The sequence below is a fragment of the Streptomyces sp. NBC_00299 genome (assembly GCF_036173045.1).
Taxonomy (GTDB): domain Bacteria; phylum Actinomycetota; class Actinomycetes; order Streptomycetales; family Streptomycetaceae; genus Streptomyces; species Streptomyces machairae.
Genome location: NZ_CP108039.1, coordinates 7314085 through 7336101 on the forward strand (window position 1 = coordinate 7314085; position 22017 = coordinate 7336101).

At 71.2% G+C, this 22017-nt stretch carries 23 protein-coding genes; 12 read left to right on the forward strand and 11 right to left on the reverse strand.

Annotated elements, in window-relative coordinates; genetic code table 11:
- Window position 1: 1 nt before the first annotated feature.
- The gene (locus OHT51_RS32580; RefSeq protein WP_328882487.1) at window positions 2-775 is read right to left on the reverse strand and encodes an IclR family transcriptional regulator; all 774 of its coding nucleotides are present in this window, start codon (window positions 773-775) and stop codon (window positions 2-4) included.
- Window positions 776-905: 130 nt separating this feature from the next.
- Here OHT51_RS32580 and OHT51_RS32585 point away from each other — a divergent pair, with 130 nt between their 5' ends.
- Window positions 906-2435: an aldehyde dehydrogenase (NADP(+)) gene (locus tag OHT51_RS32585; RefSeq protein ID WP_363034059.1), complete on the forward strand. Its 1530-nt coding sequence runs from the start codon at window positions 906-908 to the stop codon at window positions 2433-2435.
- 12 nt (window positions 2436-2447) lie between these two features.
- On the opposite strand, the gene OHT51_RS32590 is transcribed toward OHT51_RS32585, so the two are convergent.
- Both OHT51_RS32590 and OHT51_RS32595 read right to left on the reverse strand, forming a co-directional pair.
- The gene (locus OHT51_RS32590; RefSeq protein WP_328882488.1) at window positions 2448-3110 is read right to left on the reverse strand and encodes a response regulator transcription factor; all 663 of its coding nucleotides are present in this window, start codon (window positions 3108-3110) and stop codon (window positions 2448-2450) included.
- 93 nt (window positions 3111-3203) lie between these two features.
- Window positions 3204-4967: a sensor histidine kinase gene (locus OHT51_RS32595; RefSeq protein WP_328882489.1), complete on the reverse strand. Its 1764-nt coding sequence runs from the start codon at window positions 4965-4967 to the stop codon at window positions 3204-3206.
- A 180-nt stretch (window positions 4968-5147) separates the two neighbouring features.
- On the opposite strand from OHT51_RS32595, the gene OHT51_RS32600 reads away from it, so the two are divergent.
- Window positions 5148-5744 carry a hypothetical protein gene (locus tag OHT51_RS32600; protein ID WP_328882490.1) on the forward strand — a complete coding sequence of 199 codons (597 nt, stop codon included), beginning with the start codon at window positions 5148-5150 and terminating at the stop codon, window positions 5742-5744.
- A gap of 52 nt (window positions 5745-5796) precedes the next feature.
- Window positions 5797-6405 carry a DUF1349 domain-containing protein gene (locus OHT51_RS32605; RefSeq protein WP_328882491.1) on the forward strand — a complete coding sequence of 203 codons (609 nt, stop codon included), beginning with the start codon at window positions 5797-5799 and terminating at the stop codon, window positions 6403-6405.
- Here OHT51_RS32605 and OHT51_RS32610 read toward each other — a convergent pair.
- Window positions 6365-7753, reverse strand: a complete 1389-nt coding sequence (locus OHT51_RS32610; protein WP_328882492.1) for an MFS transporter — start codon at window positions 7751-7753, stop codon at window positions 6365-6367. The genes OHT51_RS32605 and OHT51_RS32610 overlap by 41 nt on opposite strands.
- A gap of 71 nt (window positions 7754-7824) precedes the next feature.
- Here OHT51_RS32610 and OHT51_RS32615 point away from each other — a divergent pair, with 71 nt between their 5' ends.
- From OHT51_RS32615 to OHT51_RS32635, 5 genes are all read left to right on the forward strand, one after another.
- Window positions 7825-8838, forward strand: a complete 1014-nt coding sequence (locus OHT51_RS32615) for a GlxA family transcriptional regulator (protein ID WP_328882493.1) — start codon at window positions 7825-7827, stop codon at window positions 8836-8838.
- Window positions 8835-9338 (forward strand): GNAT family N-acetyltransferase, encoded by a 504-nt coding sequence (locus OHT51_RS32620; RefSeq protein ID WP_328882494.1) that lies wholly within the window; start codon window positions 8835-8837, stop codon window positions 9336-9338. The genes OHT51_RS32615 and OHT51_RS32620 overlap by 4 nt, the downstream gene beginning before the upstream one ends.
- 75 nt (window positions 9339-9413) lie before the next feature.
- Window positions 9414-10130 carry a DsbA family oxidoreductase gene (locus OHT51_RS32625; protein ID WP_328882495.1) on the forward strand — a complete coding sequence of 239 codons (717 nt, stop codon included), beginning with the start codon at window positions 9414-9416 and terminating at the stop codon, window positions 10128-10130.
- Between the two features lie 99 nt (window positions 10131-10229).
- Window positions 10230-11282, forward strand: a complete 1053-nt coding sequence (locus OHT51_RS32630; protein WP_328882496.1) for an aminotransferase class V-fold PLP-dependent enzyme — start codon at window positions 10230-10232, stop codon at window positions 11280-11282.
- 276 nt (window positions 11283-11558) lie between these two features.
- The gene (locus OHT51_RS32635; RefSeq protein WP_328882497.1) at window positions 11559-12575 is read left to right on the forward strand and encodes a maleylpyruvate isomerase family mycothiol-dependent enzyme; all 1017 of its coding nucleotides are present in this window, start codon (window positions 11559-11561) and stop codon (window positions 12573-12575) included.
- Between the two features lie 38 nt (window positions 12576-12613).
- On the opposite strand, the gene thpD is transcribed toward OHT51_RS32635, so the two are convergent.
- The 6 genes from thpD to OHT51_RS32665 form a co-directional block, all read right to left on the reverse strand.
- Window positions 12614-13501, reverse strand: coding sequence for an ectoine hydroxylase (gene thpD / locus OHT51_RS32640; RefSeq protein ID WP_328882498.1), 888 nt, complete (start codon window positions 13499-13501; stop codon window positions 12614-12616).
- 7 nt (window positions 13502-13508) lie between these two features.
- Window positions 13509-13913 carry an ectoine synthase gene (locus tag OHT51_RS32645; RefSeq protein WP_328882499.1) on the reverse strand — a complete coding sequence of 135 codons (405 nt, stop codon included), beginning with the start codon at window positions 13911-13913 and terminating at the stop codon, window positions 13509-13511.
- Between the two features lie 28 nt (window positions 13914-13941).
- Window positions 13942-15213, reverse strand: a complete 1272-nt coding sequence (ectB, locus tag OHT51_RS32650) for a diaminobutyrate--2-oxoglutarate transaminase (protein WP_328882500.1) — start codon at window positions 15211-15213, stop codon at window positions 13942-13944.
- A gap of 31 nt (window positions 15214-15244) precedes the next feature.
- Window positions 15245-15751 (reverse strand): diaminobutyrate acetyltransferase, encoded by a 507-nt coding sequence (gene ectA / locus OHT51_RS32655; protein WP_328882501.1) that lies wholly within the window; start codon window positions 15749-15751, stop codon window positions 15245-15247.
- 306 nt (window positions 15752-16057) lie between these two features.
- On the reverse strand, window positions 16058-16591 hold the full coding sequence (locus tag OHT51_RS32660; RefSeq protein WP_328882502.1) for a DinB family protein: 534 nt from the start codon (window positions 16589-16591) through the stop codon (window positions 16058-16060).
- Window positions 16592-16774: 183 nt separating this feature from the next.
- Window positions 16775-17875, reverse strand: coding sequence for a pyridoxal-phosphate-dependent aminotransferase family protein (locus tag OHT51_RS32665; RefSeq protein WP_328884520.1), 1101 nt, complete (start codon window positions 17873-17875; stop codon window positions 16775-16777).
- Window positions 17876-18069: 194 nt separating this feature from the next.
- Here OHT51_RS32665 and OHT51_RS32670 point away from each other — a divergent pair, with 194 nt between their 5' ends.
- The 4 genes from OHT51_RS32670 to OHT51_RS32685 are packed head-to-tail and all read left to right on the forward strand — an operon-like array spanning window position 18070 to window position 21687.
- Window positions 18070-18918, forward strand: coding sequence for an ABC transporter substrate-binding protein (locus OHT51_RS32670; RefSeq protein WP_328882503.1), 849 nt, complete (start codon window positions 18070-18072; stop codon window positions 18916-18918).
- Between the two features lie 4 nt (window positions 18919-18922).
- Complete coding sequence (locus OHT51_RS32675) at window positions 18923-19765, forward strand: amino acid ABC transporter permease (RefSeq protein ID WP_328882504.1); 843 nt, start codon at window positions 18923-18925, stop codon at window positions 19763-19765.
- Window positions 19762-20571 carry an amino acid ABC transporter ATP-binding protein gene (locus OHT51_RS32680; protein WP_328882505.1) on the forward strand — a complete coding sequence of 270 codons (810 nt, stop codon included), beginning with the start codon at window positions 19762-19764 and terminating at the stop codon, window positions 20569-20571. The genes OHT51_RS32675 and OHT51_RS32680 overlap by 4 nt, the downstream gene beginning before the upstream one ends.
- Window positions 20572-20592: 21 nt before the next feature.
- Window positions 20593-21687, forward strand: a complete 1095-nt coding sequence (locus OHT51_RS32685) for an amidohydrolase family protein (RefSeq protein ID WP_328882506.1) — start codon at window positions 20593-20595, stop codon at window positions 21685-21687.
- On the opposite strand, the gene OHT51_RS32690 is transcribed toward OHT51_RS32685, so the two are convergent.
- A complete protein-coding gene (locus tag OHT51_RS32690) occupies window positions 21684-21830 on the reverse strand; it encodes a hypothetical protein (protein WP_328882507.1) in 147 nt (48 codons plus the stop codon). The genes OHT51_RS32685 and OHT51_RS32690 overlap by 4 nt on opposite strands.
- Window positions 21831-22017 lie beyond the last annotated feature (187 nt).

Sequence of the window (22017 nt, forward strand, 5' to 3'; positions counted from 1 at the left end):
GTCATAGCCTACGAGTGGCCAGCGTCAGCCGGTCGCGCGCGTCGAACAGCGCGTCCTTCACCATCTGTTCGTGCGCGGGCGTCAGCCGTGCCACCGGCACCGAGCAGCTGATCGCGTCGCGGGCCGGCGTGCGGTACGGGATCGCCACGCCGAAGCAGCGCAGGCCGAGGGTGTTCTCCTCGCGGTCGACGGCGAAGCCCTGGTCGCGGACCTGGTGCAGCTCCTCGATGAGCTTCTCGCGGTCGGTGATCGTGTTCTCGGTCAGCGCGGGAAGCGTCTCCGGGAGCATCTTGCGGACCTGTTCGTCCGTGTAGGTGCTCAGCAGCGCCTTGCCGAGGGAGGTCGAGTGGGCCGGGAGCCGGCGGCCGACCCGAGTGAAGGGGCGCAGGTAGTGCTGGGACTGGCGGGTGGCCAGGTAGACGACGTTCGTGCCGTCCAGCCGGGCCAGGTGGATCGTCTCCGTCGTGTCGTCCGAGAGACGGTCCAGCGTCGGACGCGCCGCCGCGACCACCTCGTCGCCGTCGATGTACGAGGTGCCGACCAGCAGCGCCCGTACGCCGATGCCGTACCGCGTGCCCGTGGCGTCCGTCTCCACCCAGCCCAGCTCCACGAGCGTGCGCAGCAGCATGTACAGACTCGACTTGGGGTAACCGACGGCCTCCTGGACCGCGGCGAGGGAGTGCATACCGGGGCGTCCGGCGAAGTATTCGAGCAGTTCAACCGTCCGTACCGCGGACTTGACCTGCGCTCCGCCCCCCGTCTCGACAGCCGACATCGCCCTTGACCCCTTCGTTCGACGGGAAATAGTCTCCGAAGCATATTCATCATCAGAGACAGCGTTCAGTATATCGAACGACCCTGGTGGATGACCCAGTACTGCGGCATTACATGTGGAGGGACCCGCGGTGGCAGCAGCACCAGTCTGGAGTGTCGACCCCCGAACCGGGAAGCAGCGTGAACAGGTTGCGGTGGAGGCCACAGCCCAGGAGGTGGACGCCGCCGTCCGCGCCGCGCACGAGGCGCGCGGTTCCCTCGCCGACCGCACGGTCCGCGCGGCCTTCCTGCGCAGCGCCGCCGACCGGCTGCAGGCCGCCAAGGACCACCTCGTCGAGGCCGCCGACGCCGAGACCGCGCTCGGCCCGGTCCGCCTCACCGGCGAACTCGCCCGCACCTGCTACCAGCTGAGGGCCTTCGCGGACATCGTCGACGAGGGCGCCTTCCTCGACGTCGTCATCAACCACCCCGACGACACCGCGACCCCGCCCATCCCGGACCTGCGCCGCTACAAGGTGTCCCTCGGCGTCGTCGCCGTCTACTCGGCCTCCAACTTCCCCTTCGCCTTCTCCGTCGCCGGCGGCGACACCGCGAGCGCGCTGGCCGCGGGCTGCCCCGTCGTCGTCAAGGCCCACCCCGACCACCCGGCGCTGTCCGAGCTGGTCGCCAAGGTCCTGCGTACGGCTGCCGCCGAGCACGGCATCCCGGCGGGTGTGCTGGGTCTGGTGCACGGCTTCGAGGCCGGCATCGAGCTGATCAGGCACCCGCTGGTCGCCGCGGCCGGCTTCACCGGTTCGGTACGGGGCGGTCGTGCCCTGTTCGACGCCGCCGCGGCCCGTCCCGTCCCGATCCCCTTCCACGGCGAGCTGGGCTCCCTGAACCCCGTCGTGATCACGGAGGCCGCCGCCGCTGAGCGGGCCGAGGCCATCGGCACGGGGCTGGCCGGCTCGATGACGCTGGGCGTCGGCCAGTTCTGTGTGAAGCCCGGGCTCGTGCTCGCGCCGAGCGGTGCGGCCGGTGACCGTCTGCTGAAGTCGCTCACGGACGCCGTCAGTGACACCGAGGCGGGCGTCCTGCTGGACCACCGGATGCGGGACAACTTCATCGCCGGGGTCGCCGAGCGCACCGAACTGCCCGACGTGGACTCGCCGGTGACGCCGGGGGCGGGCGGGGAGCACACGGTCAGCGCCGGGTTCCTGACGGTCGCGGCCGAGAAGCTGACCGCCGAGGGGGCGCACGACCTGCTCCTGGAGGAGTGCTTCGGGCCGGTGACGGTCATCGTCCGCTACGACGACGACGCCGAGGCCCGGGCCGTGCTGTCCCGGCTGCCCGGCAACCTCACGGCGACGGTTCACCTGTCGGCCGAGGAGGCGGCCGGCGAGGGGCGCGGCGCGGAGATCCTCGCGGAGCTGACGCCGCTGGCCGGTCGCGTGCTGGTCAACGGGTGGCCCACGGGTGTCGCCGTGGCGCCGGCCCAGCATCACGGCGGTCCGTACCCGGCGACGACCTCGACGTCGACTTCGGTGGGCGGCACCGCGATCGAACGGTGGCTGCGGCCGGTCGCCTATCAGGGCGCGCCCGAGGCGCTGCTTCCCGCGGAGCTGCGGGACGACAACCCGCTGGGGCTGCCCCGGCGGTTCAACGGCACGCTGGAGCGCTGAGGTTCGTCCGCGTCAGCCCCGGTCCGCCTCCAGGCCCGCGTCCCGGGCCAGGAGGGCCGCCTGCACCCTGTTCTCGCAGTCGAGCTTGGTCAGGATGCGGCTGACGTACGTCTTCACCGTGGCCTCGCTCATGTGCAGGCGGGCCCCCGCGTCCGCGTTGGACAGGCCCTCGCCCAGCAGGGCCAGGACCTCGCGTTCGCGTGCGGTCAGGTCGGCCAACCGCCGGCGGGCCTCCTCGCCGCGCGCGGTGGCGGCGGGGGAGGCGAGGGTGTCCACGACGTGCTTGGTGGCGGCCGGGGACAGATAGGCGTTGCCGGCCGCCGCCGCGCGTACCGCGTGGATCAGCTCCTGCGGCGCGGAGTCCTTCAGCAGGAAGCCCGCGCCGCCGTGGCCGAGGGCCCGCAGGACGTTGTCGCGCTCGCCGAACGTGGTCAGGATCAGCGCGCGTACCCCCGGCGCGGCCCGGCCGAGCTCGGCCAGCGCGGTCAGCCCGTCCATCACCGGCATCTGGATGTCCAGCAGGGCCACGTCGACCGCGGTGCTCCGGGCGGTCTCCACCGCCTCCCGGCCGTCCGCCGCCTCGGCGACGACGTCGATGTCGTCGGCGGAGGTGAGGATCATCCTGATGCCGGCCCGGATGAGCGGCTCGTCGTCGGCGACGAGGACCCGGATCACGCGGCCTCCTGCACGGTGTCGGTGTGATGAGCGGATGGCAAAGCCCCGCCATCATGCCCGATCCGGTCACCTGTGCGACCTGGTTGCCGCCGTTCAGATCTCGTCCTTGTAGGACTCCTTGGCGACCAGCTTCCCGTCGCGGAAGCAGAACCGGTAGACGATGTCGTCGTCGATGTCCAGATAGTGCCGGCACGCCGCACCCTCGGGCAGCGGCGGGCCGTTCTTCTCCTGGCCCTCGGTGAGCAGGGAACTGCCCTCCGGCAGCTTGGCCTTCACGTCCTTCTCGGCGTCGCCGACCTTCGCGGACTTGTACACCTTCGCGGATATGGTGCCGCTCTCCACCTCGTCGAACAGCGCCATCAACCCCCAGGCCCCGAGGGCGAGAACGCCCACGACGAGGACGACGGAGGTGACGGCACAGCCGAGGGCGACCTTCTTCTTGCTGCTCATGATGGCGGCGAACTCCCCTTGCGGATCGGAACGGTCGATGACCGCTCCACCGTCGCCCGCCGCGCCCCCGCCGCACTGCCCCCGAAAGTCGTCGTCCGAGGCGACGGAGGTCGCGCCGTCCGGGCGGGGCCCGGTCTCGCCACCGCCGCCGTAGGGCAGCACACCGGCGAGGCGGAAGCCGCCGTCGGGGCCGGGGCCGGTGTGCACCATGCCGCCGACCAGCCGTGCCCTCTCCCGCAGGCCCGCCAGGCCCTGGCCGCCGCTCACCGCGGGCGGGGCCGCCGGCGCCCCGGCCGGCACGGGCCCGTTGGCCACCTCGACCACCAGGCTGTCCGGTTCATAGCGCAGGGCCACCGTGATGGGGGCGCCCGGCGCATGCTTGTGCGCGTTGGTCAGGCCCTCCTGGGCGATGCGGTACGCCGCGTGGTCGGCGGCGGGCGCCAGGGGACGTACGGTGCCGGAGCGGTGCAGCTCGATCGCCGCGCCCGCGGCCCGCGACGCCTCGACGAGACCGTCGACGGCGGCCGCCACGCGGGCCGTCGGAGGCTCGGCGTCGGCCTGGTGCGGCCGCTGCCCGGCCGGCGCCTCGACGCCGTCCCGCAGGATGCCGACCGCCTCGCGCAGCTCCTGCATCGCCGCCCTGGAGGCCTCCCGGAGGATGCCCACCCCCTCCCGCTGCCGTTCGCCCAGCTCCGGGTCCACCTCCAGCGCCCCGGTGTGCACGGCGATCAGGGCGAGCTGGTGGCCGAGGCTGTCGTGCATGTCCTGGGCGATGCGCTGCCGTTCGAGGAGGCGGGCCTGCCGCGCCACCATCGCCTGCTCGCGCACCAGCTGGGTGTTGTGCCGCCGCAGGGCGTCGAGCAGCGCGTGACGCTGGGCGCGATAGCGGGAGGCGAGCCCCGGCACGATCACCATCGCCAGAAACGTGCCCGCTGCCAGCGCGGCCGTCATGAGCAGCGACAGCTGGAACTCCTCGCCGGCAGCGCTGTGGACGCCCACAGCGAGGTAGAGGACGAAACCCGCGGCGTACGCGGCCAGCGCCCGCCCGGGACGCATGATGCGGCTGCCCGCCGACCAGCTCGCGTACATCAGCAGCGGCGCCGCGCCGCCCACGGCCCCGGCCATGGCCGACGAGGCGAGCAGCACCGTCGCCGGCAGCGAGCGGCGGGCCAGCGACAGTACGGCGACGGCCAGGCCCACGGCGACGCCCCGCGCTCCGAATCCGGCATCGCCGTCGAAGAGGCCCGCCGTTACGGAGAGCACGACGGTGAGCACGACCTCCCCGATGATCCGCTTACGGGGCCACGGGGAGGCGGCGAGGAGCCGGGCGCGGAGCGGGCGGTCGGTACGGGGTATCACTGCTACGTCCACGCGCAGACGATAGACAGCCGCCCGCGGGGCCCGCATCCGCCCTTCGGCGCACCCCCGAACGACGAAAGTGAACACCCCGCTCCCGGCGCAGCCGTCATCTTTGGTCGCTGCGGACGACGACTTACGGAGACTGCCCCGGGCCGCATCGCGCGGTGAGGATGGATCCGCCGGACGACGGAGCCGGCGGCAGGGACCACCGGCTCGGGGAGCGGAACAGTGGACAGTGCGCGACGGCAGGCGAACGAGCGTTTCACCATCCGGCAGAAGACCACCTTCATGATCAACCGGTATGTCGTGGCCGAGACGCTGCCCGACGGCTCCGAAGGCCGGGTCCTCGCCTTCGCCGAGCAGAAGCGGATGACGCTCAAGGAGCGGATGACCTTCTACACCGACGAGTCCAAGAACCGCGTCCTGTTCACGGCCCAGGCCCGTCAGGTCCTCGACGTCGGCGCCGTCTACGACGTGCGGGACGCCGCGGACAACCCCGTCGGCACGTTCCGCAAGAAGTTCGCCGCCTCCCTGCTGCGCTCGACATGGGAACTGGACCAGCCGGGCTCTGTCGCCGCCGTCGGGCGGGAGCGCAACCGGGTCGTGGCCGTGCTGCGCCGGGTCTGGGAGCTGCTGCCGCTCGACCTGGTGCCGTTCGTGTGGCCGTACCACTTCGACTTCACCTCGGGCGACAAGCAGGTGATGAGCGTGGACAAGAAGATAGGCCTGCGCGACCGCTATCTCGTCGACGTGGCCTCGCCCGATCTCGACCTGCGCCTCGCCATCGCCCAGGCCGTGGCCCTGGACGTACTCCAGTCGCGCTGACCGGGACCCCCTGGGGCCCCCGCGGCCGCGCCCCGCCTGGAAGAATCCCGCCATGGACCTGAAACTCCCCGAACTGCCTTTCCCGCTGCGCACCTACGGCCCCGACGGCCACTGGTCCTACGAGGACGGCATGCTCTCCGGCTGGGCCGGTGCCAGGCAGGACCGTTTCGTGCCGCCCACCGGGGAGGCCCTGGACGCCGCCTCCGACGCGCCCCGGCTGCTCGGGGCGCCCGAAGGCGACTTCCAGCTGATCGCCCGCGTCACCGTCGGATTCGCGGGCGCCTTCGACGCCGGGGTGCTCTACGTCCACGTCGGCGAGCGGGCCTGGGCCAAGCTGTGCCTGGAGTACTCCCCGGACGTGCCCACCGTCTGCACGGTCGTCACCCGGGGCCACTCCGACGACGCCAACTCCTTCACCGTGGACGGGAGTTCGGTGTGGATGCGGGTGAGCCGGACCGGCCGTGCCTTCGCCTTCCACGCCTCCCGCGACGGCGAGCGGTGGACCTTCGTCCGGCTCTTCACCCTCGGCGACGAGGAGGAGACCGGGGCGGCCCTCGTCGGCTTCATGACCCAGTCACCGATGGGGGAGGGGTGCGTGGTGACGTACGACCACCTCGAGTTCAGGCCCGACTGGCCGAAGGACCTGCGAGACGGAAGCTGAGCAGACCCGTCACCGCGAGCAGGGCCGCGCTGATCCCCAGGCTCAGCCGCATCCCCGCCACGAACCCGTCCGAGATCAGCGCCCCGAAGACGGCGATGCCCAGCGCCCCGGCCATCTGCCGCGCCGCGTTGAGCACGCCGGCCGCCAGGCCCGCCCGTTCGGCGGGTACGGCGTCCATCATCGCCGCGGTGAGCGGCGGCACCGTCAGCGCGCAGCCCAGCGCCATGGGGACGAGGAGCAGGGCCACCAGCACCGGAGGCGTGTCCGCGTCGACATACAGCATCGCGAGCAGGCCCGCGACGGCCAGGCCCTGCCCCACCAGCATGGGCAGCCGGGCGCCGTGGCGTCCCGCGAGCTTGCCCGCCACCACGTTCGTCACCGCGATCAGACCCGTCATCGGCAGGAACATCAGCCCGGCCTGGAGCGCCGAACGGCCCTGTACCTGCTGGAAGAAGAGCGAGAAGACGAACACCATGCTGTAGAAGGCCACGCTGACCGCCGCCCCCGCGGCGACCGTCACCGCGACCGTCCGGTTGCGGAACAGGCTCAGCGGGACGACCGGGTGCGGGTGACGTGCCTCGACCCGGAGGAACGCCACCACCGCCAGCACGGCCACCGCCAGCGCCGCCCAGCCCGCAGTGCCGCCCTCGATCACCGCGAACGTCAGCGCCGTGAGCGCCACCACCGCCGTCACCTGGCCGGGCAGGTCCAGCGGTGCCGGACGGCGCTGCGAGCGCGGGGCCCGCACCAGCAGCACGAGGATCAGCGCGCCGACGGGAAGGTTGACGAAGAAGATCCCGCGCCAGTCCCAGGCCGTGGTCAGCACACCGCCCGCCACCGGGCCCAGCGCCACCGCCGCCGACCCGCCCGCCGCCCACACCGCCACCGCACGGGCGCGCCGCGCCGGATCGGCGTACGCCTGCCGCACCAGCGCCAGCGAGGCCGGGAGCACGACGGCCGCCGCCATGCCCTGCACCACCCGCGCGCCGATCAGCGCCGGCAGGTTCGGCGCCAGACCGCAGGCCGCCGAGGCGAGCGTGAACACGGCGGCGCCGATCGCGTACGCCCGGCTCGCCCCGACCCGGTCCGAGAACGCGCCGGTGGACAGCATCAGCGCGGCGAACGCCAGCGTGTAGGCGTCCACGACCCACTGGAGCCCGGACATTCCGCCCCCGAGGGAGGAACCGATCGCGGGCAGGGCCACGTTCACGATGGACGCGTCGAGGCAGACCAGCGCGAAGCCGAGGAGGCCGGCGGTGAGGGTGAGGGCCTTGGACGGCCTCTTGGGCCCCAACCCGCCGGGTGAGAGGGCGAGTTCGTCGCCCTTGAGGGTCTGGTTCGTGGACATGCCCTCCATGCTGCGGATCCACGCCATCGTAGAGTAGTGGCCAAAATGCCATGCTCCCGGAGGTTCTGGCCATGCCCCAGTCGCGTGCCCCGCACCGCATCGCCGTCGTCGCACCGTCGCCGGTCTCGATGTTCAACCTCGCCATCCCGGAGATGCTGTTCGGCAAGGTCGAGGTGGCCGGGCGGCCGGGCTACGAGGTGGTCATCTGCGCGGCCGAGCCGGGACCGGTGCCCACCAGCGGCGGGCTCGACCTGTACGTACGGCACGGACTCGACGCCGTGCGCGAGGCGGACACCGTGCTCGTCGCCGGGACCGGGGAACCCTTCGAGCCGGAGTCGCGTATCGTCGCCGCCGTCCGCGACGCGGCCGACGCCGGCAAACGCATCGCGTCCCTGTGCACCGGCGCCTTCCAACTCGCCGAGGCGGGCCTGCTGCAGGGGCGCCGCGCCACCACGTACTGGGCACACGCCGAGGAGCTGCGCCGCCGCTACCCGCACGTCGACCTGCGGGGCGATGTGCTCTATGTGCAGGACGGGCCGTACCTCACCTCGTCCGGCTACGCCGCCGGCATCGACCTGTGCCTGCACATCATCCGCACCGACTACGGCGCCGCCGTCGCCAACGAGGTCGCCCGGCGTGCCCTCGTCGCGCCCGTGCGGCCGGGCGGCCAGACCCAGTTCACGCAGACCCCGTTGCCGCCCGAGCGCGGCAACGCCTGCGCCGACACCCGCGGCTGGGCCATGCGCAACCTCGACAAACCGCTCACCCTCACCGACCTGGCCCGCCACGCCGGCGTCAGCGTCCGCACCCTCACCCGCCGGTTCCACGCCGAGAGCGGGGTGAGCCCGCTGCAGTGGCTGCTCCATCAGCGCATCGAGCGCGCCAAGGAGCTGCTGGAGACCACCGCCCTGCCCATGGACCAGGTGGCCCGCGCCTGCGGGCTGGGCACGGCCGACTCGCTGCGGGGGCATCTGGTCCGCCGTACCGGGCTGACGCCGAGCGGCTACCGGGCGCAGTTCAGCCGGCTCGCAACCGCGGGCGTGGCCGGAACCGAAGCGGCCGGGGTCACGTCCTCGGTTGCATGATCGGTGACAGAGTGACCGCGGCCCGGGTGATCCGTACCGTCGTGCCCGCCGAGGCGGAGACCGTCGCCGCGCTGCACGCGCGCGTCCGGGCGGCGTACCACCCGGACGGCATCCCGGAGGAGGGGACCGAGTCGTCCGCCGCCTGGTCCGCCGCCATCGAGCGGCCCGAGGGTCATGTGCTGTGCGTGGTCGAGCAGGGCCGGATCGTCGCCGTCGCGTCCTTCCGCACCCCCGAGGGCACCCCTGCCGACACGGTCAAGCTGTTCCAGTTCCATGTCGACCCCGACCGCCGGGGCCATGGCGTCGGCACCGCCCTCCACGCGGCCTGCGTGGAGGAGTGGCAGGCCGACCGCAAGCGCGCGGCCGTGCTGGACGTGCACGTGGACAACCGAAGTGCGCAGACCTTCTACGCCGGCCGGGGCTGGCTGCCCGACCCCGACGACCCGCCCGCCGAGGGCGACCGCCGCCTGAACCTGCGCTTCTGCGTGACCGGGGAATGAACCCCGCTGCTTGAACGTTCAGCCAGTCTGCGGAGGGTGTCTCCGTTTCCGTACGACCTGGAGAGAGCCACAGACATGCGCGTCGAGATCTGGAGCGACATCGCCTGCCCCTGGTGCTATGTGGGCAAGGCCCGCTTCGAGAAGGCGCTTCAGGCCTTCCCACACCGCGAGCAGGTCGAGGTGGTGCACCGCTCGTTCGAGCTGGACCCCGGGCGCGCCAAGGGCGACATCCAGCCCGTGATCACGATGCTCACCAGGAAGTACGGCATGAGCGAGGCGCAGGCCCAGGCGGGCGAGGCGAACCTCGGCGCGCAGGCTGCCGCGGAGGGGCTCGACTACCGCACCGAGGGCCGCGACCACGGCAACACCTTCGACATGCACCGGCTCCTGCACCTCGCCAAGGAGCAGGGCAAGCAGGACGCACTGATCCAGATCTTCTACCGGGCGAACTTCGCCGAGGAGCGGTCCGTCTTTGCCGAGGGCGAGGAGCGGCTCGTGGAGCTGGCCGTCGCCGCCGGCCTCGACGCCGACGACGCCCGCAAGGTCCTCGCCGACCCGGACGCCTACGCCGACGAGGTCCGCGCCGACGAGCGCGAGGCCGCCCAGCTCGGCGCCACCGGGGTGCCGTTCTTCGTACTCGACCGCAAGTTCGGCGTCTCCGGCGCCCAGCCCGCCGAGGTCTTCGAGCAGGCGCTCACGCAGGCGTGGGGCGAGCGGTCGCCGTTGACGCTGATCGACCAGGGCGACGCGGACGCATGCGGTCCGGACGGCTGCGCGGTGCCGCAGCACTGACCGAACGCGCAGGTCAGGGCCGATCCATAAGCGTCGCTTGGCGAAACCACGTAAAGAATCGCAATGGACCGAGAGGTGCCGAGGGCTCAGAGTGGAGCCATGGAGACCTTCGAGACCCTCGTCCGTGCCGAGTTCGCCCCGAAGAACGTCTATCTCAACACCGCGAGCAACGGCCTGCTGCCGGCCCGCACCGTGACGGCCGTGCAGCAGGCGGTGCGGATGCGGGCCGAGGGCACGCCGCTCGGCCCGCTGTACGAGGACGTGGAGGCCGTCCGCGCCTCCTTCGCCCGGCTGGCAGGCGTCCCCGTCGAGCGGGTCGCGACCGGGGCCTCGGTCGCCGAGTACGGCGGGCTGATCGCCGCCTCGCTGCCGGCCGGAGCCGAAGTCCTCACTGCGGAGGCCGACTTCGCCTCCCTCGTGAACCCCTTCCACATGCGCGGCGACCTCAAGGTACGCGCCGTCCCGCTGGACCGTCTCGCCGAGTCCGTCCGCCCGGACACCGCGCTCGTCGCCGTCAGCTCCGCGCAGTCCGCCGACGGCCGCGTCGCCGACCTGCCCGCGGTGTGCGCGGCGGCCCGCGCACACGGGGCGCGCACCTATGTCGACGCCTCCCAGTCGGCCGGATGGCTGCCGATGGAGGCCGGTGAGTACGACTTCCTCGCCGCCGTCGGCTTCAAGTGGCTCATGGGCCCGCACGGAGCCGCGTTCTGCGTCGTCCCCGAGGACTTCGGCGGGCTGACCCCGCTGCTCGCCGGCTGGGTCGCCGGGGAGGTCCCCTGGGACAGCTGCTACGGCCCCGTCGAGAACCTCGCCCGCTCCGCACGCCGCTTCGACATCAGCCCCGGCCTCTTCACCTTCGCCGGGCTGCGCACCTCCCTGGAGCTGATCGAGGAACTCGGCGTGAGCGCCATCCAGGCCCACGACCTCGCCCTCGCCGGCCGCTTCCGCGCGGGACTCGCCACGCTCGGCCACGCACCGGTGCCGGCCCCCGGCTCGGCGATCGTGTCGGTGCCCGGACTCGGCCACCGCCAGACCGAGTTGAGCGCGGCCGGCATCCAGGTCTCCGACCGCACGGGCAACCTGCGCGCGGCCTTCCACCTCTACAACACCCCGGAAGACGTCGACCGGTTGCTGGACGTCCTGTCTTCCTGAACCACGGGCCCCTCGGGACCGGCGCAGCCGCTCAAGGGGCGCGGGGACGATGAGCAGGCGTGGCCGCCGCCGAGGTCCTGGCACGGGAGGTCCTCGCCCGGCACCGCGAGAACGCCGGGGCGACGACTCGGCGCTCCAGGCCATCGCCGACAGGCTGCGTACCGCCCCGCGCACCTCGGCCGAGCCTTTGGCCGGCCCACCGGACCCGGCGCTCGAAAGAGGCGCATGATGGCGAGAGGGGACGAACCGGGCACGGGCACGGAGAGAAGGCGCGCGGTGACCGACGATCACGAGGCGGTACGTGAGCTGCTGGCCGCGTGGGCCTTCGGCGCCCTCGAACCGGCCGAGGAGAAGGCGGTCCCGGCGCACCTCGCCGAGTGCGAGAGCTGCGCGGCGGAGGCGGCGCGGCTGCGGGAGACGGTACGGCTGCTGGAGGGGCCGCCGCTGCGGGCTCCCGCCGGGTGGCCGGCCGACGGAGCGCCGCCCGCGCTGTCCCTCGCCCTGAGCACGCGCCCGGCCGCCGGCCCCGGCGTCGCCGCACACGCCGCGCCCTACGCCGCGGCCGTCGCCGGGCTGAAGGCGCTGCTGCCCGAGCTCGCGGGCCGCTGGGCCACGCCGGTCGTGCACGACTGGGACGCGCACGCCACCGTTGCCCACCTCCTCGCCGCCGACGAGCACCTGGCCGCCCGGCTCGGCGCGGGCTCCCGAGTGCCGCCCACGCCGGTCGAGGAAGGCCCGCGGTGGGAGGACGCCTGGAACCGCCGTACGGCGGAGGTCATCGCCCATGAGCACGGCCGTACGCCGGACGAGACCGTGGCCGACTGGGCCGCGCAGGCGGACGACTTGCTCGGCGCATCCGAGGCCCACGACGTCGAACTCGCCGCCCGGGCCGTGACGTTGATGGGGCTGCGGCTGCCCGTCGCCGAGCACTTCCTGGTGCGCGCCTTCGAGACCTGGATCCACACCGACGACATCGGCCGCGCGCTCGGCCTCACGGTCCCGCCGCCGCCCGAACAGCACCTGAGGCAGCTGATCCGCCTCGCCGTCCGCATCCTCGGCCTGTCCCTGGGACCCACCGCGCCCCCGGTGCTCTTCTCGGTCACCGGGGGCGAGGAATGGGTGCTGGGTTCCGAGGACGAGCCCGTACAGACCGAACTCACCCTCGACCCCCTCGACTTCTGCCTCCTGGTCGGCGGCCGGCGCTCCCCGGCCACGGTCCCAAGAGGCACCACCGGCGACGCGGCCGCCGCCCAGAACGTACTGGAGCGTGCCGCGTCGCTGGCGTGGCTGTGAGGGTCACCTCACGGGCGGGTCACCTCACGGGCGCGAGGTCACTTCACCGGGGTGAAGTCCCGCGCCCCAATGAACTCCGGGCGGCGGATCGGGGCCGCGAAGGGCTCGACGGCCGTGTTCTCGACGCTGTTGAAGACGATGAACACGTTGCTGCGCGGGAACGGCGTGATGTTGTCGCCGGAGCCGTGCATGCAGTTGCAGTCGAACCAGGTCGCCGAACCGGCCTTGCCCGTGAAGAGCTTGATGCCGTACTCGGAGGCCATCTTCGTCAGCGCCTCGTCGGACGGCGTGCCCGCGTCCTGCATCTGGAGGGACTTCTTGTAGTTGTCCTTCGGCGTGGCCCCCGCGCACCCGAGGTAGGTCCGGTGGGAGCCGGGCATGATCATGAGCCCGCCGTTGGTGTCGTAGTTCTCGGTCAGCGCGATCGAGACGGACACCGTCCGCATGTTCGGCAGACCGTCCTCGGCATGCCAGGTCTCGAAGTCGGAGTGCCAGTAGAACCCACTGGCCCCGAAGCCCGGCTTGACGTTGATCCGCGACTGGTGGACGTACACGTCCGAGCCGAGGATCTGGCGAGCCCGGCCGACGACCCGCTCGTCGCGCACGAGGGAGGCGAACACCTCACTGATCTTGTGCACTTCGAAGACGGACCGGATCTCCTTGGACTGCGGCTCGATGATCGACCGCTCGTCGGCACGGATCGCCGGGTCGGTGACCAGCCGCTCCAACTCCTGTGCGTAGACGGCCACCTCGTCGTCCGTGATGAGCTGGTCGACGGCCAGGAAGCCGTCGCGCTCGAACGACTGGAGTTCGGTGGCCCCGATCGGCCCCGGCGTGTCGGGGGAGCCCCACACAACGGGGTCCTGGCGCGGGGTCGACACCTCGGTGGCGCCGCGGCTGGGGTAGAGATCGGTGACGGTGGTCATGGGTTTCTCACACCTCCTCGGGCTCGGTGAGCAACGGGTATACGCCGTTCTCGTCGTGGTCCTCCCGGCCGGTCACGGGCGGGTTGAAGACGCAGATGCAGCGGAAGTCCTTCTTGACCCGCAGCGTGTGCCTCTCGTGCCCGTCCAGGAGGTACATGGTCCCGGGCGTGATCGCGTGCGTCCGCCCGGTCTCGTGGTCGGTCAGCTCGGCCTCGCCCTCGACGCAGACGACGGCCTCGATGTGGTTCGCGTACCACATCGACGTCTCCGTACCCGCGTACAGGATCGTCTCGTGCAGCGAGAAGCCGACCCTCTCCTTGGCGAGGACGATGCGTTTGCTCTCCCAGGTACCGGACGCCGATTTGACGTGGCGGTCGGTGCCTTCGATCTCCTTGAACGAACGGACGATCACGGTGCTGCGATGCCTCCTAGGTGGTGTTTCAGATGGTTTCCCGCACGGCGCGGGCGAGGATGCTCAGACCCTCGTCCAGCTCGTCCGGGGTGATCGTGAGTGCCGGAAGCAGCTTCACGACCTCGCTCTCGGGGCCCGACGTCTCGATGAGCAGACCCAGCTCGAAGGCGCGCTTCGCCACTCGTCCGGCGCGCTCCTTGTCGTGGAACTCCAGGCCCCACACGAGCCCGCGCCCGCGGTACTCCCGCACGTCGGCGAGGTTCTCCTCGGTGATGGAGATGAACGCCTGCTCGATCTGCTCGCCGCGCTTGCGGGTCTGCTTCTCCATCGCGGACCCGTCGGTCCAGTACGTCTCCAGCGCGGCGGTGGCGGTGACGAAGGCGGGGTTGTTGCCGCGGAAGGTGCCGTTGTGCTCGCCCGGCTCCCAGATGTCCAGCTCGGGCTTGAACAGGCACAGCGACATGGGCAGTCCGTAGCCGCTGATGGACTTGGACACGGTGACGATGTCCGGGGTGATGCCCGCCTCCTCGAAGGAGAAGAAGGCACCGGTACGGCCGCAGCCCATCTGGATGTCGTCGACGATCAGCAGCATGTCCTGCCGCTCGCACAGCTCGGACAGGGCGCGCAGCCACTCCGCGCGGGCGACGTTGATGCCGCCCTCGCCCTGCACGGTCTCCACGATCACGGCGGCGGGCTTGTTGAGTCCGGAGCCCTGGTCCTCCAGGAGCCGCTCGAACCACAGGAAGTCCTCGACCGTGCCGTCGAAGTAGTTGTCGAACGGCATCGGCGTGCCGTGCACGAGCGGGACGCCCGCCCCGGCCCGCTTGAAGGCGTTGCCGGTCACGGCGAGGGAGCCCAGGGACATTCCGTGGAAGGCGTTGGTGAAGGACACGATGGCCTCGCGGCCCTTCACCTTCCGCGCCAGCTTGAGCGCCGACTCCACGGCGTTGGTGCCCGTGGGGCCCGGGAACATGACCTTGTACGGCAGGTCACGCGGCCGCAGCACGATGTTCTGGAAGGACTCCAGGAAGGCACGCTTGGCGCTCGTGGACATGTCGAGCCCGTGCGTGACGCCGTCACGCTCCAGGTAGTCGATCAGGGCCCGTTTCAGGACCGGGTTGTTGTGCCCGTAGTTCAGCGAGCCCGCGCCGGCGAAGAAGTCCAGGTACTCGTGGCCGTCCTCGTCGTACATACGGCTGCCGCGCGCGCGGTCGAAGACGGTGGGCCAGCCGCGGCAGTAGCTGCGCACCTCGGACTCGAGGGTCTCGAAGACGCTGAGGTCGGGCTGGGTGATGGTCACGACGAATCGCTCCTCGTTTGCGTGGGGGAAGTCAGAGGGAGAGGGGACCGATGCGGTACAGGACTTCGGCGTCGTGCGGTCCGTCCGGGAAAAGGCTTGTGGGGAACAGCACCTCCCGCTCCAGAGCGGCGCTGTGCCGCTCGGCGAAGGCGCCGAACAGGCGTTCGGAGGCGGTGTTGCCGGGTGTGATGGTGGTCTCGACGTTCGTGACGCCGTACTCGCCACCGATCCGTGCGACGAGCCCGTCGAGCAGCGCGGCGGCGATGCCGCGTCCGCGGTAGGCGTCGTCCACGGCCACCTGCCAGACGAGCAGGGTGTGCGGGCGCTCCGGCCGTACGTATCCGGTGACGAAGCCGACCGGCTCCCCGCGCTCGTTGCGGGCGACGGCCGACGTGCCCGCGAAGTCGCGACACCACAGCAGATAGCTGTACGACGAGTTGAGGTCGAGGGCCTTGGAGTCACGGGCAATCCGCCACAGCGCGGCCCCGTCGGCCACCGCCGGTCGGTCGATTTGCAGGTCTGCTTGTGCGGCAGTCATGCGAATTGAATTTACCGAGGGAAATTCAAAATTGCATTGCCGTCAGGGGTTACGTATGAGCGGCGGATGTGTTATCACGCGGGCGTGAGCGATACCGCCGAGAGGGTGCGAAACGCCCGAGTTTGCCCGGCTAATCCATCCCAAATCGGTCACGATGTGGAACGCGTCACAGCCATGTAACTCTCACGAGACCTGCCCGAATTACGTCGGTTGGCGTTCGCGGAATCTTTGCGTTTAGGTCCAGAGAAAGCGGGCAGAAGAAGATGGGAAGCTGCCCCTAAAAGAGTTCCTGGAATTACGTTGAATTCAGGCTCCGGTAACGCCGTCGATGCACTCTCGCAGAATGTCGGCGTGACCGTTGTGCCGCGCGTACTCCTCGATCATGTGAATCAACACCCACCGCACACTGACCTCCACCCCGGCCATCGGCCCGCCCTGGATCACCCCGGCACGCTCCAGGCCCCGCCCGGCACACACCTCCCGCCCCCGAGCGATCTCCTCCCGCCACACCGCGAGCGCCTCGCCGAGCCCCCGCCCGGCCTCGAGGCCGTACCCGGCCTCGTTCCCCTCCCCGTAGACCGGTGGCACGTCCAGCCCTCCGACCACCCGCTGGAACCAGTTCCGCTCACACTCCGCGAGATGCTGCACCAGCCCGAGCAACGTCAGCTCCGACGGCCCGGCGGCAGCAAGCCGCAGCTGCGAGTCCTCCAGCCCCGCACACTTCAGCTCCAGCGTGGCCCGATGGAAGTCGAGCCAGCTTTCGAGCATGAGCCGCTCGTCGCCGGTCATGAGGGGGATGGGGCGGCCGTCGGGGAGGTGGGTGGGCGCGTCGGTAGTCATGGCAGGAGCATGGCGCAGTTGCCCGGGTGGCCATCGGTTCGCGGCGCCGGTCCAGGCCATTCAGCCCGTCCGGCGTTTGAGGACGAGGCCGCTGAGGCCGGTGCGGGGGGCTGGGGGCGGAGCCCCCGGGTTCGGGACGGGAAGGGGCGGCGGGGGCGAGCAAGGACGGGCCCCGGCCGACGGCTACCGCCAGGCGTCCTCCACGGCACGCAGTGCCCCCTCGACATCCACCTTCAGCCCGGCCTCCGCCAGCGCAGCGCCCAGCGCCGCCACACACCCCCGCACCGCACCGACCGTCGCGTCCACCCCGTAGTGATTCACCCGAATCATCTCCTTGGCCAACGCCCCACCCCCCGCAGCCAGCGGCAACGCGGGATCGATCGCCAACGCCCGGCCCACCACCTCGGACGCCACCACCCCCGCAGGAACCCGAAGCGTCGTGGCGACCGGCGCCGCATCCGCGACGTCGTGCACATACGGCTCCAGACCCCCGCCCAGCGCCACCGCCCCGGCCCGAGCGGACAGCGCAGCGTCCCGGTGCCGGGCCATCACGGCATCCAGCCCGTCCGCCTCGATCCGCTCCACGCACGCCTCCAGCGCCAGCATCTCCAGCTGTGCCGGTGCGTGCAGCAGTGCCTTCCGGCCCCCGTCGATCCACCGCTGCTTCCAGTCCAGCAGCGACAGATACGACCGCCGCGGCGCCCGCGGATTCGCCGCCATCCGGGCCCACGCCCGCTCGCTCACCGACACCGCCGACACCCCGGCAGGACCGCCCATCGCCTTCTGCGCCCCGATCACGCACAGGTCGACGCCCCAGGCGTCCGGCAGTACCGGCTCCGCACCGATCGACGCCACGGCGTCCAGGTAGAACAGCGCCCGGTTCGCCCGCACGGCCTCACCGATCTCGGCGACGGGATTGGTGTTGCCGGTGGCCGCCTCCGCGTGCACCAGGGACACGAAGTCGATCTCGGGGTGCTCGGCGAAGGCCGACCGGATCTGACCGGCCGTGACCGCCGTGTGGAACGGCACGGCCAGATCGATCACCGTCGCGCCGCAGTCCCGCAGCCAGTCCCCGAAGGTCTGCCCGTATGGCCCCGTGATCACGTTCAGTGCGGTGGTACCGGGCCCGGCGGTCCCCCGGATCGCCCCCTCCAGCGGCAGCAGCGCCTCACCCTGCATGATCACGACGTCCTGCCCGGTCCCGAGCAGCCGGGCCACCCGGTCCTCGATCGCGGCAAAGCGGGAGGCGCTCAGCGGGGTCAGGTCCAGGAAGGGGTGGTTCACGGCGGGGCTCACGTCGCTCTCTCGGCTCTCTCGGGTGTCCGCAGGTGGATGTGACGAGCGTAACCGGGCGCCCAAACACCCCATCCCGCTACCGACTTCTTAGGTCAAACAGCCCCCTAACCATCAGTTGTGTTTGAGGACCTCAAACCTCTCCTTATAATCGGAAGCTACAGTTCCCTCACAGGAGGCTCCCCGTGAAGACGACCTTCGGGCGCCGGACCCGCATTCTGGCCGCCACCACCGCGACGGCCGGGCTGGTGCTCGTGGCCGGCTGCTCCTCCGACGACAGCGGCGGCAGTGGTACGAAGACGGCCGCCGGCGGTGTCGAGGTCGTCAAGGCGGGCCAGCTCACCACCTGCACCCACCTGCCGTACCCGCCCTTCCAGTCGGAGATCGACGGCAAGGTGCAGGGCTTCGACGTCGCCCTCATCGACCTGGTCGCGGACGACCTCGGTGTGAAGCAGACGATCGTCGACCAGCCCTTCGAGAACTTCAAGACCGGCGGCTCCCTCAACGCCGGCAGCTGCGACCTCGCCGCCGCCGGCATGACGATCACCGAGGAGCGCAAGAAGAACGTCGACTTCTCGGACCCGTACTTCGAGGCCACCCAGGCCGTCCTCGTCGACAAGAAGAGCGGCATCTCCTCCTTCGCGGACCTCAAGGGCAAGAAGGTCGGCGCCCAGGCGCAGACGACCGGCGAGGACTACGCCAAGAGCAAGGGCCTCGACCCCGTCTCCTTCGAGTCCTCCGACGCCGTCATCAACGGCCTGCGCACCGGCCAGGTCGAAGCGGTCGTCATCGACTACCCGGTCGTCCAGGGCTGGCTGAAGGACACGGCCAACGCCGCCGCCTTCGAGGTCGCCGAGCAGATCAACACCGGTGAGCAGTACGGCTTCACGGTGAAGAAGGGCAACACCAAGCTCCGCGAGGCCATCAACAAGGCCATCGCGGACGCCAAGGCCGACGGCACGTACAAGAAGCTGTACGAGCAGTGGATCGGCCCGTACGACGAGTCCGCCGCCACTGCCTCGCCCGCCGCCTGACCCCATGGCCGACACAGACGTACAACTGCAGCCGAAGCAGCCCAGGAAGAAGGGCCTGACCCGGCGCCAGAAGCGCAGCCTGTCGCGCGGCATCCAGTACGTCGTCTTCGTCGCGGCCGTGATCGCCTTCGCGGTCGCGGCCGACTGGGGGCGTCTGCAGAACCAGTTCGCGCAGGGCGACATCGCCGAGCAGATGTTCCCGGACGTCATCACGCTCGCGCTGAAGAACACCGTGCTCTACACCCTGTCCGGCTTCATCGTCGGACTGGTCCTCGGCATGGTGATCGCGCTGATGCGGCTGTCCTCCGTGGGCCCGTACCGCTGGCTCGCCGGGATCTACATCGAGATCTTCCGCGGGCTGCCCGCCCTGCTGATCTTCATCTTCATCGGTGTCGCCGTGCCGCTGGCCTTCCCGGGCACGGAGATCCCGGGCGGCACCTACGGCAAGGTCGCGCTCGCGCTCGGCCTGGTGGCGGCCGCGTACATGGCCGAGACGATCCGCGCGGGCATCCAGGCCGTGCCCAAGGGGCAGATGGAGGCGGCGCGCTCGCTCGGCTTCTCGCCCGCCCGCGCCATGATCTCGATCATCATCCCGCAGGCCTTCCGGATCATCCTCCCGCCGCTGACCAACGAGCTCGTCCTGCTCTTCAAGGACTCCTCGCTGGTGCTGTTCCTCGGAGTGACGCTGGAGGAGCGGGAACTGTCCAAGTTCGGCCGTGACCTGGCCAGCCAGACCGCCAACTCCACGCCGATCCTGGTCGCGGGCCTGTGCTACCTGCTGGTCACGATCCCGCTCGGCTTCGTCGTACGCCGCATGGAGGCGAAGGCCCAGGAGGCCGTGAAATGAGCGAGAGCCTTCTCAAGACCGGCCCGGAGATCGAAGTCCGCGGCCTGCACAAGTCCTTCGGCGACAACGAGGTGCTGCGCGGCATCGACCTGAAGATCAACCAGGGCGAGGTCGTGTGCGTCATCGGCCCGTCCGGCTCGGGCAAGTCGACCCTCCTGCGCTGCGTGAACCTCCTGGAAGAGCCCTCCAAGGGCCAGGTCTTCGTCGGCGGCGCCGAGCTGACCGACGAGGACGTCGACATCGACGCCGTACGCCGCCGTATCGGCATGGTCTTCCAGCAGTTCAACCTGTTCCCGCACCTCACGGTGACCGAGAACCTCACGCTGCCGCAGCGCCGGGTGCTCAAGCGGGACAAGGCCGCGGCCGCGAAGGTCGCCGCCGAGAACCTGGAGCGGGTCGGCCTGTCGGAGAAGGCCGCGGCCTACCCGTCCTCCCTCTCGGGCGGCCAGCAGCAGCGCGTCGCCATCGCCCGCGCCCTCGCGATGGGCCCCGCGGTGATGCTGTTCGACGAGCCGACGTCGGCGCTGGACCCGGAGCTGGTGGGGGATGTCCTCGCCGTCATGCGCATGCTCGCCGACGAGGGCATGACGATGATGGTCGTCACCCACGAGATGACCTTCGCGCGCGAGGTCGCCGACCGCGTCGTCTTCATGGACGGCGGAGTGATCGTCGAGGACGGCACCCCCGACCAGGTCATCGGCGACCCGCAGCACGAACGCACCCGCCACTTCCTCTCCCGCCTCCTCGACCCGGCGATGGCCGAGGTGGAGGAGGAGACATCCGACCAGGTGGGCAGGAAGGACTAGCCGGTCACTAAGGTGCGGTGCATGAGCGATCGCGGGGTTGTGCTGCACCTGAAGGGCCGGGTCCTCGTCGGGCCCGACGACGTCCGGGACGAGCTGTGGGTCGTCGACGGCCGGATCTCCTACGACCGTCCCGCGGGCGCGCGTGACGTGCGGACCGTCGAGGGCTGGGCCCTGCCCGGCCTCGTCGACGCGCACTGCCACGTGGGCCTCGGCGCGCACGGCCCGGTCGACGACGACATCGCGGAGAAGCAGGCCCTGACCGACCGCGAGACGGGCACCCTGCTGATCCGCGACGCCGGCTCGCCCTCCGACACCCGCTGGATCGACGACCGCGAGGACCTGCCGAAGATCATCCGGGCCGGCCGGCACATCGCCCGCACCCGCCGCTACATCCGCGGCTACGCCCACGAGATCGAGCCGGAGGACCTGGTCGCCTACGTCGCCCAGGAGGCCCGGCGCGGCGACGGCTGGGTCAAGCTGGTCGGCGACTGGATCGACCGCGACCTCGGGGACCTCGCGCCCACCTGGCCGCGCGAGGCGGTCGAGGCGGGCATCGCGGAGGCCCACCGGCTCGGCGCCCGCGTGACGGCGCACTGCTTCGCCGAGTCCTCGCTGCGCGACCTGGTCGAGGCGGGCATCGACTGCATCGAGCACGCCACCGGCCTCACGGAGGACCTGATCCCCCTGTTCGCCGAGCGCGGGGTGGCGATCGTCCCGACCCTCGTGAACATCGCGACCTTCCCGAAGCTGGCCGACGGCGGCGAGTCCAGGTACCCCCGCTGGTCGGCCCATATGCGCCGGCTCCACGAACGCCGCTACGACACGGTCCGCTCCGCCTACGACGCCGGCATCCCGGTCTTCGTCGGCACGGACGCGGGCGGCACCCTGCCGCACGGCCTGGTGGCGGCCGAGGTCGCGGAACTCGTCACCGCCGGCATCCCCGCCGTCGAGGCCCTCGCGGCGACGACCTGGTCGGCCCGCACCTGGCTCGGCCGCCCGGGCCTGGAGGAGGGCGCCGCGGCCGACCTCGTCGTCTACGAATCCGACCCGCGGGCCGACGTACGCGTGCTGGCGGCGCCTCGTCGGGTGGTGCTGAACGGGCACGTGGTCGGCTAACCGGTGGCCGTCCCGGCGAAGACCTCGCGGGCGACCCGGTAGCCGTCGAAGGCGCGCGCGGCACCGGCGTAGGTGGCAGCCGGTTGACGCAGCGTAACGACGGGTAGTCCGGTGTCGACGCCCGCTCCCGCACCCGCGCCCACGTGTTCACGCGAGCGCTCGCACAGAAGGGGGTACGGGGGTGACTTCGAGGAACATCCGTGCCCAGGGAATCGAAAGCATTCACGGGAGAGTCACGTTGGAGTGAAGTCCTGGCGGATTGCTGACTCTTCACTCTCAGTACGCAATTCTTGCCGGGTCCCGAGCAAGTCATCTCTGGGGGTCCCCACC

Coding starts and splice junctions, on each gene's coding strand:
- OHT51_RS32675 (WP_328882504.1), top strand. CDS start 18,923: ATGGCCGACACAGACGTACAACTGCAGCCGAAGCAGCCCAGGAAGAAG.
- OHT51_RS32630 (WP_328882496.1), top strand. CDS start 10,230: ATGGAGACCTTCGAGACCCTCGTCCGTGCCGAGTTCGCCCCGAAGAAC.
- OHT51_RS32580 (WP_328882487.1), bottom strand. CDS start 775: ATGTCGGCTGTCGAGACGGGGGGCGGAGCGCAGGTCAAGTCCGCGGTA.
- OHT51_RS32620 (WP_328882494.1), top strand. CDS start 8,835: ATGATCGGTGACAGAGTGACCGCGGCCCGGGTGATCCGTACCGTCGTG.
- OHT51_RS32610 (WP_328882492.1), bottom strand. CDS start 7,753: ATGTCCACGAACCAGACCCTCAAGGGCGACGAACTCGCCCTCTCACCC.
- OHT51_RS32615 (WP_328882493.1), top strand. CDS start 7,825: ATGCCCCAGTCGCGTGCCCCGCACCGCATCGCCGTCGTCGCACCGTCG.
- OHT51_RS32605 (WP_328882491.1), top strand. CDS start 5,797: ATGGACCTGAAACTCCCCGAACTGCCTTTCCCGCTGCGCACCTACGGC.
- OHT51_RS32660 (WP_328882502.1), bottom strand. CDS start 16,591: ATGACTACCGACGCGCCCACCCACCTCCCCGACGGCCGCCCCATCCCC.
- OHT51_RS32685 (WP_328882506.1), top strand. CDS start 20,593: ATGAGCGATCGCGGGGTTGTGCTGCACCTGAAGGGCCGGGTCCTCGTC.
- OHT51_RS32595 (WP_328882489.1), bottom strand. CDS start 4,967: ATGCGGGCCCCGCGGGCGGCTGTCTATCGTCTGCGCGTGGACGTAGCA.
- thpD (WP_328882498.1), bottom strand. CDS start 13,501: ATGACCACCGTCACCGATCTCTACCCCAGCCGCGGCGCCACCGAGGTG.
- OHT51_RS32625 (WP_328882495.1), top strand. CDS start 9,414: ATGCGCGTCGAGATCTGGAGCGACATCGCCTGCCCCTGGTGCTATGTG.
- ectA (WP_328882501.1), bottom strand. CDS start 15,751: ATGACTGCCGCACAAGCAGACCTGCAAATCGACCGACCGGCGGTGGCC.
- OHT51_RS32680 (WP_328882505.1), top strand. CDS start 19,762: ATGAGCGAGAGCCTTCTCAAGACCGGCCCGGAGATCGAAGTCCGCGGC.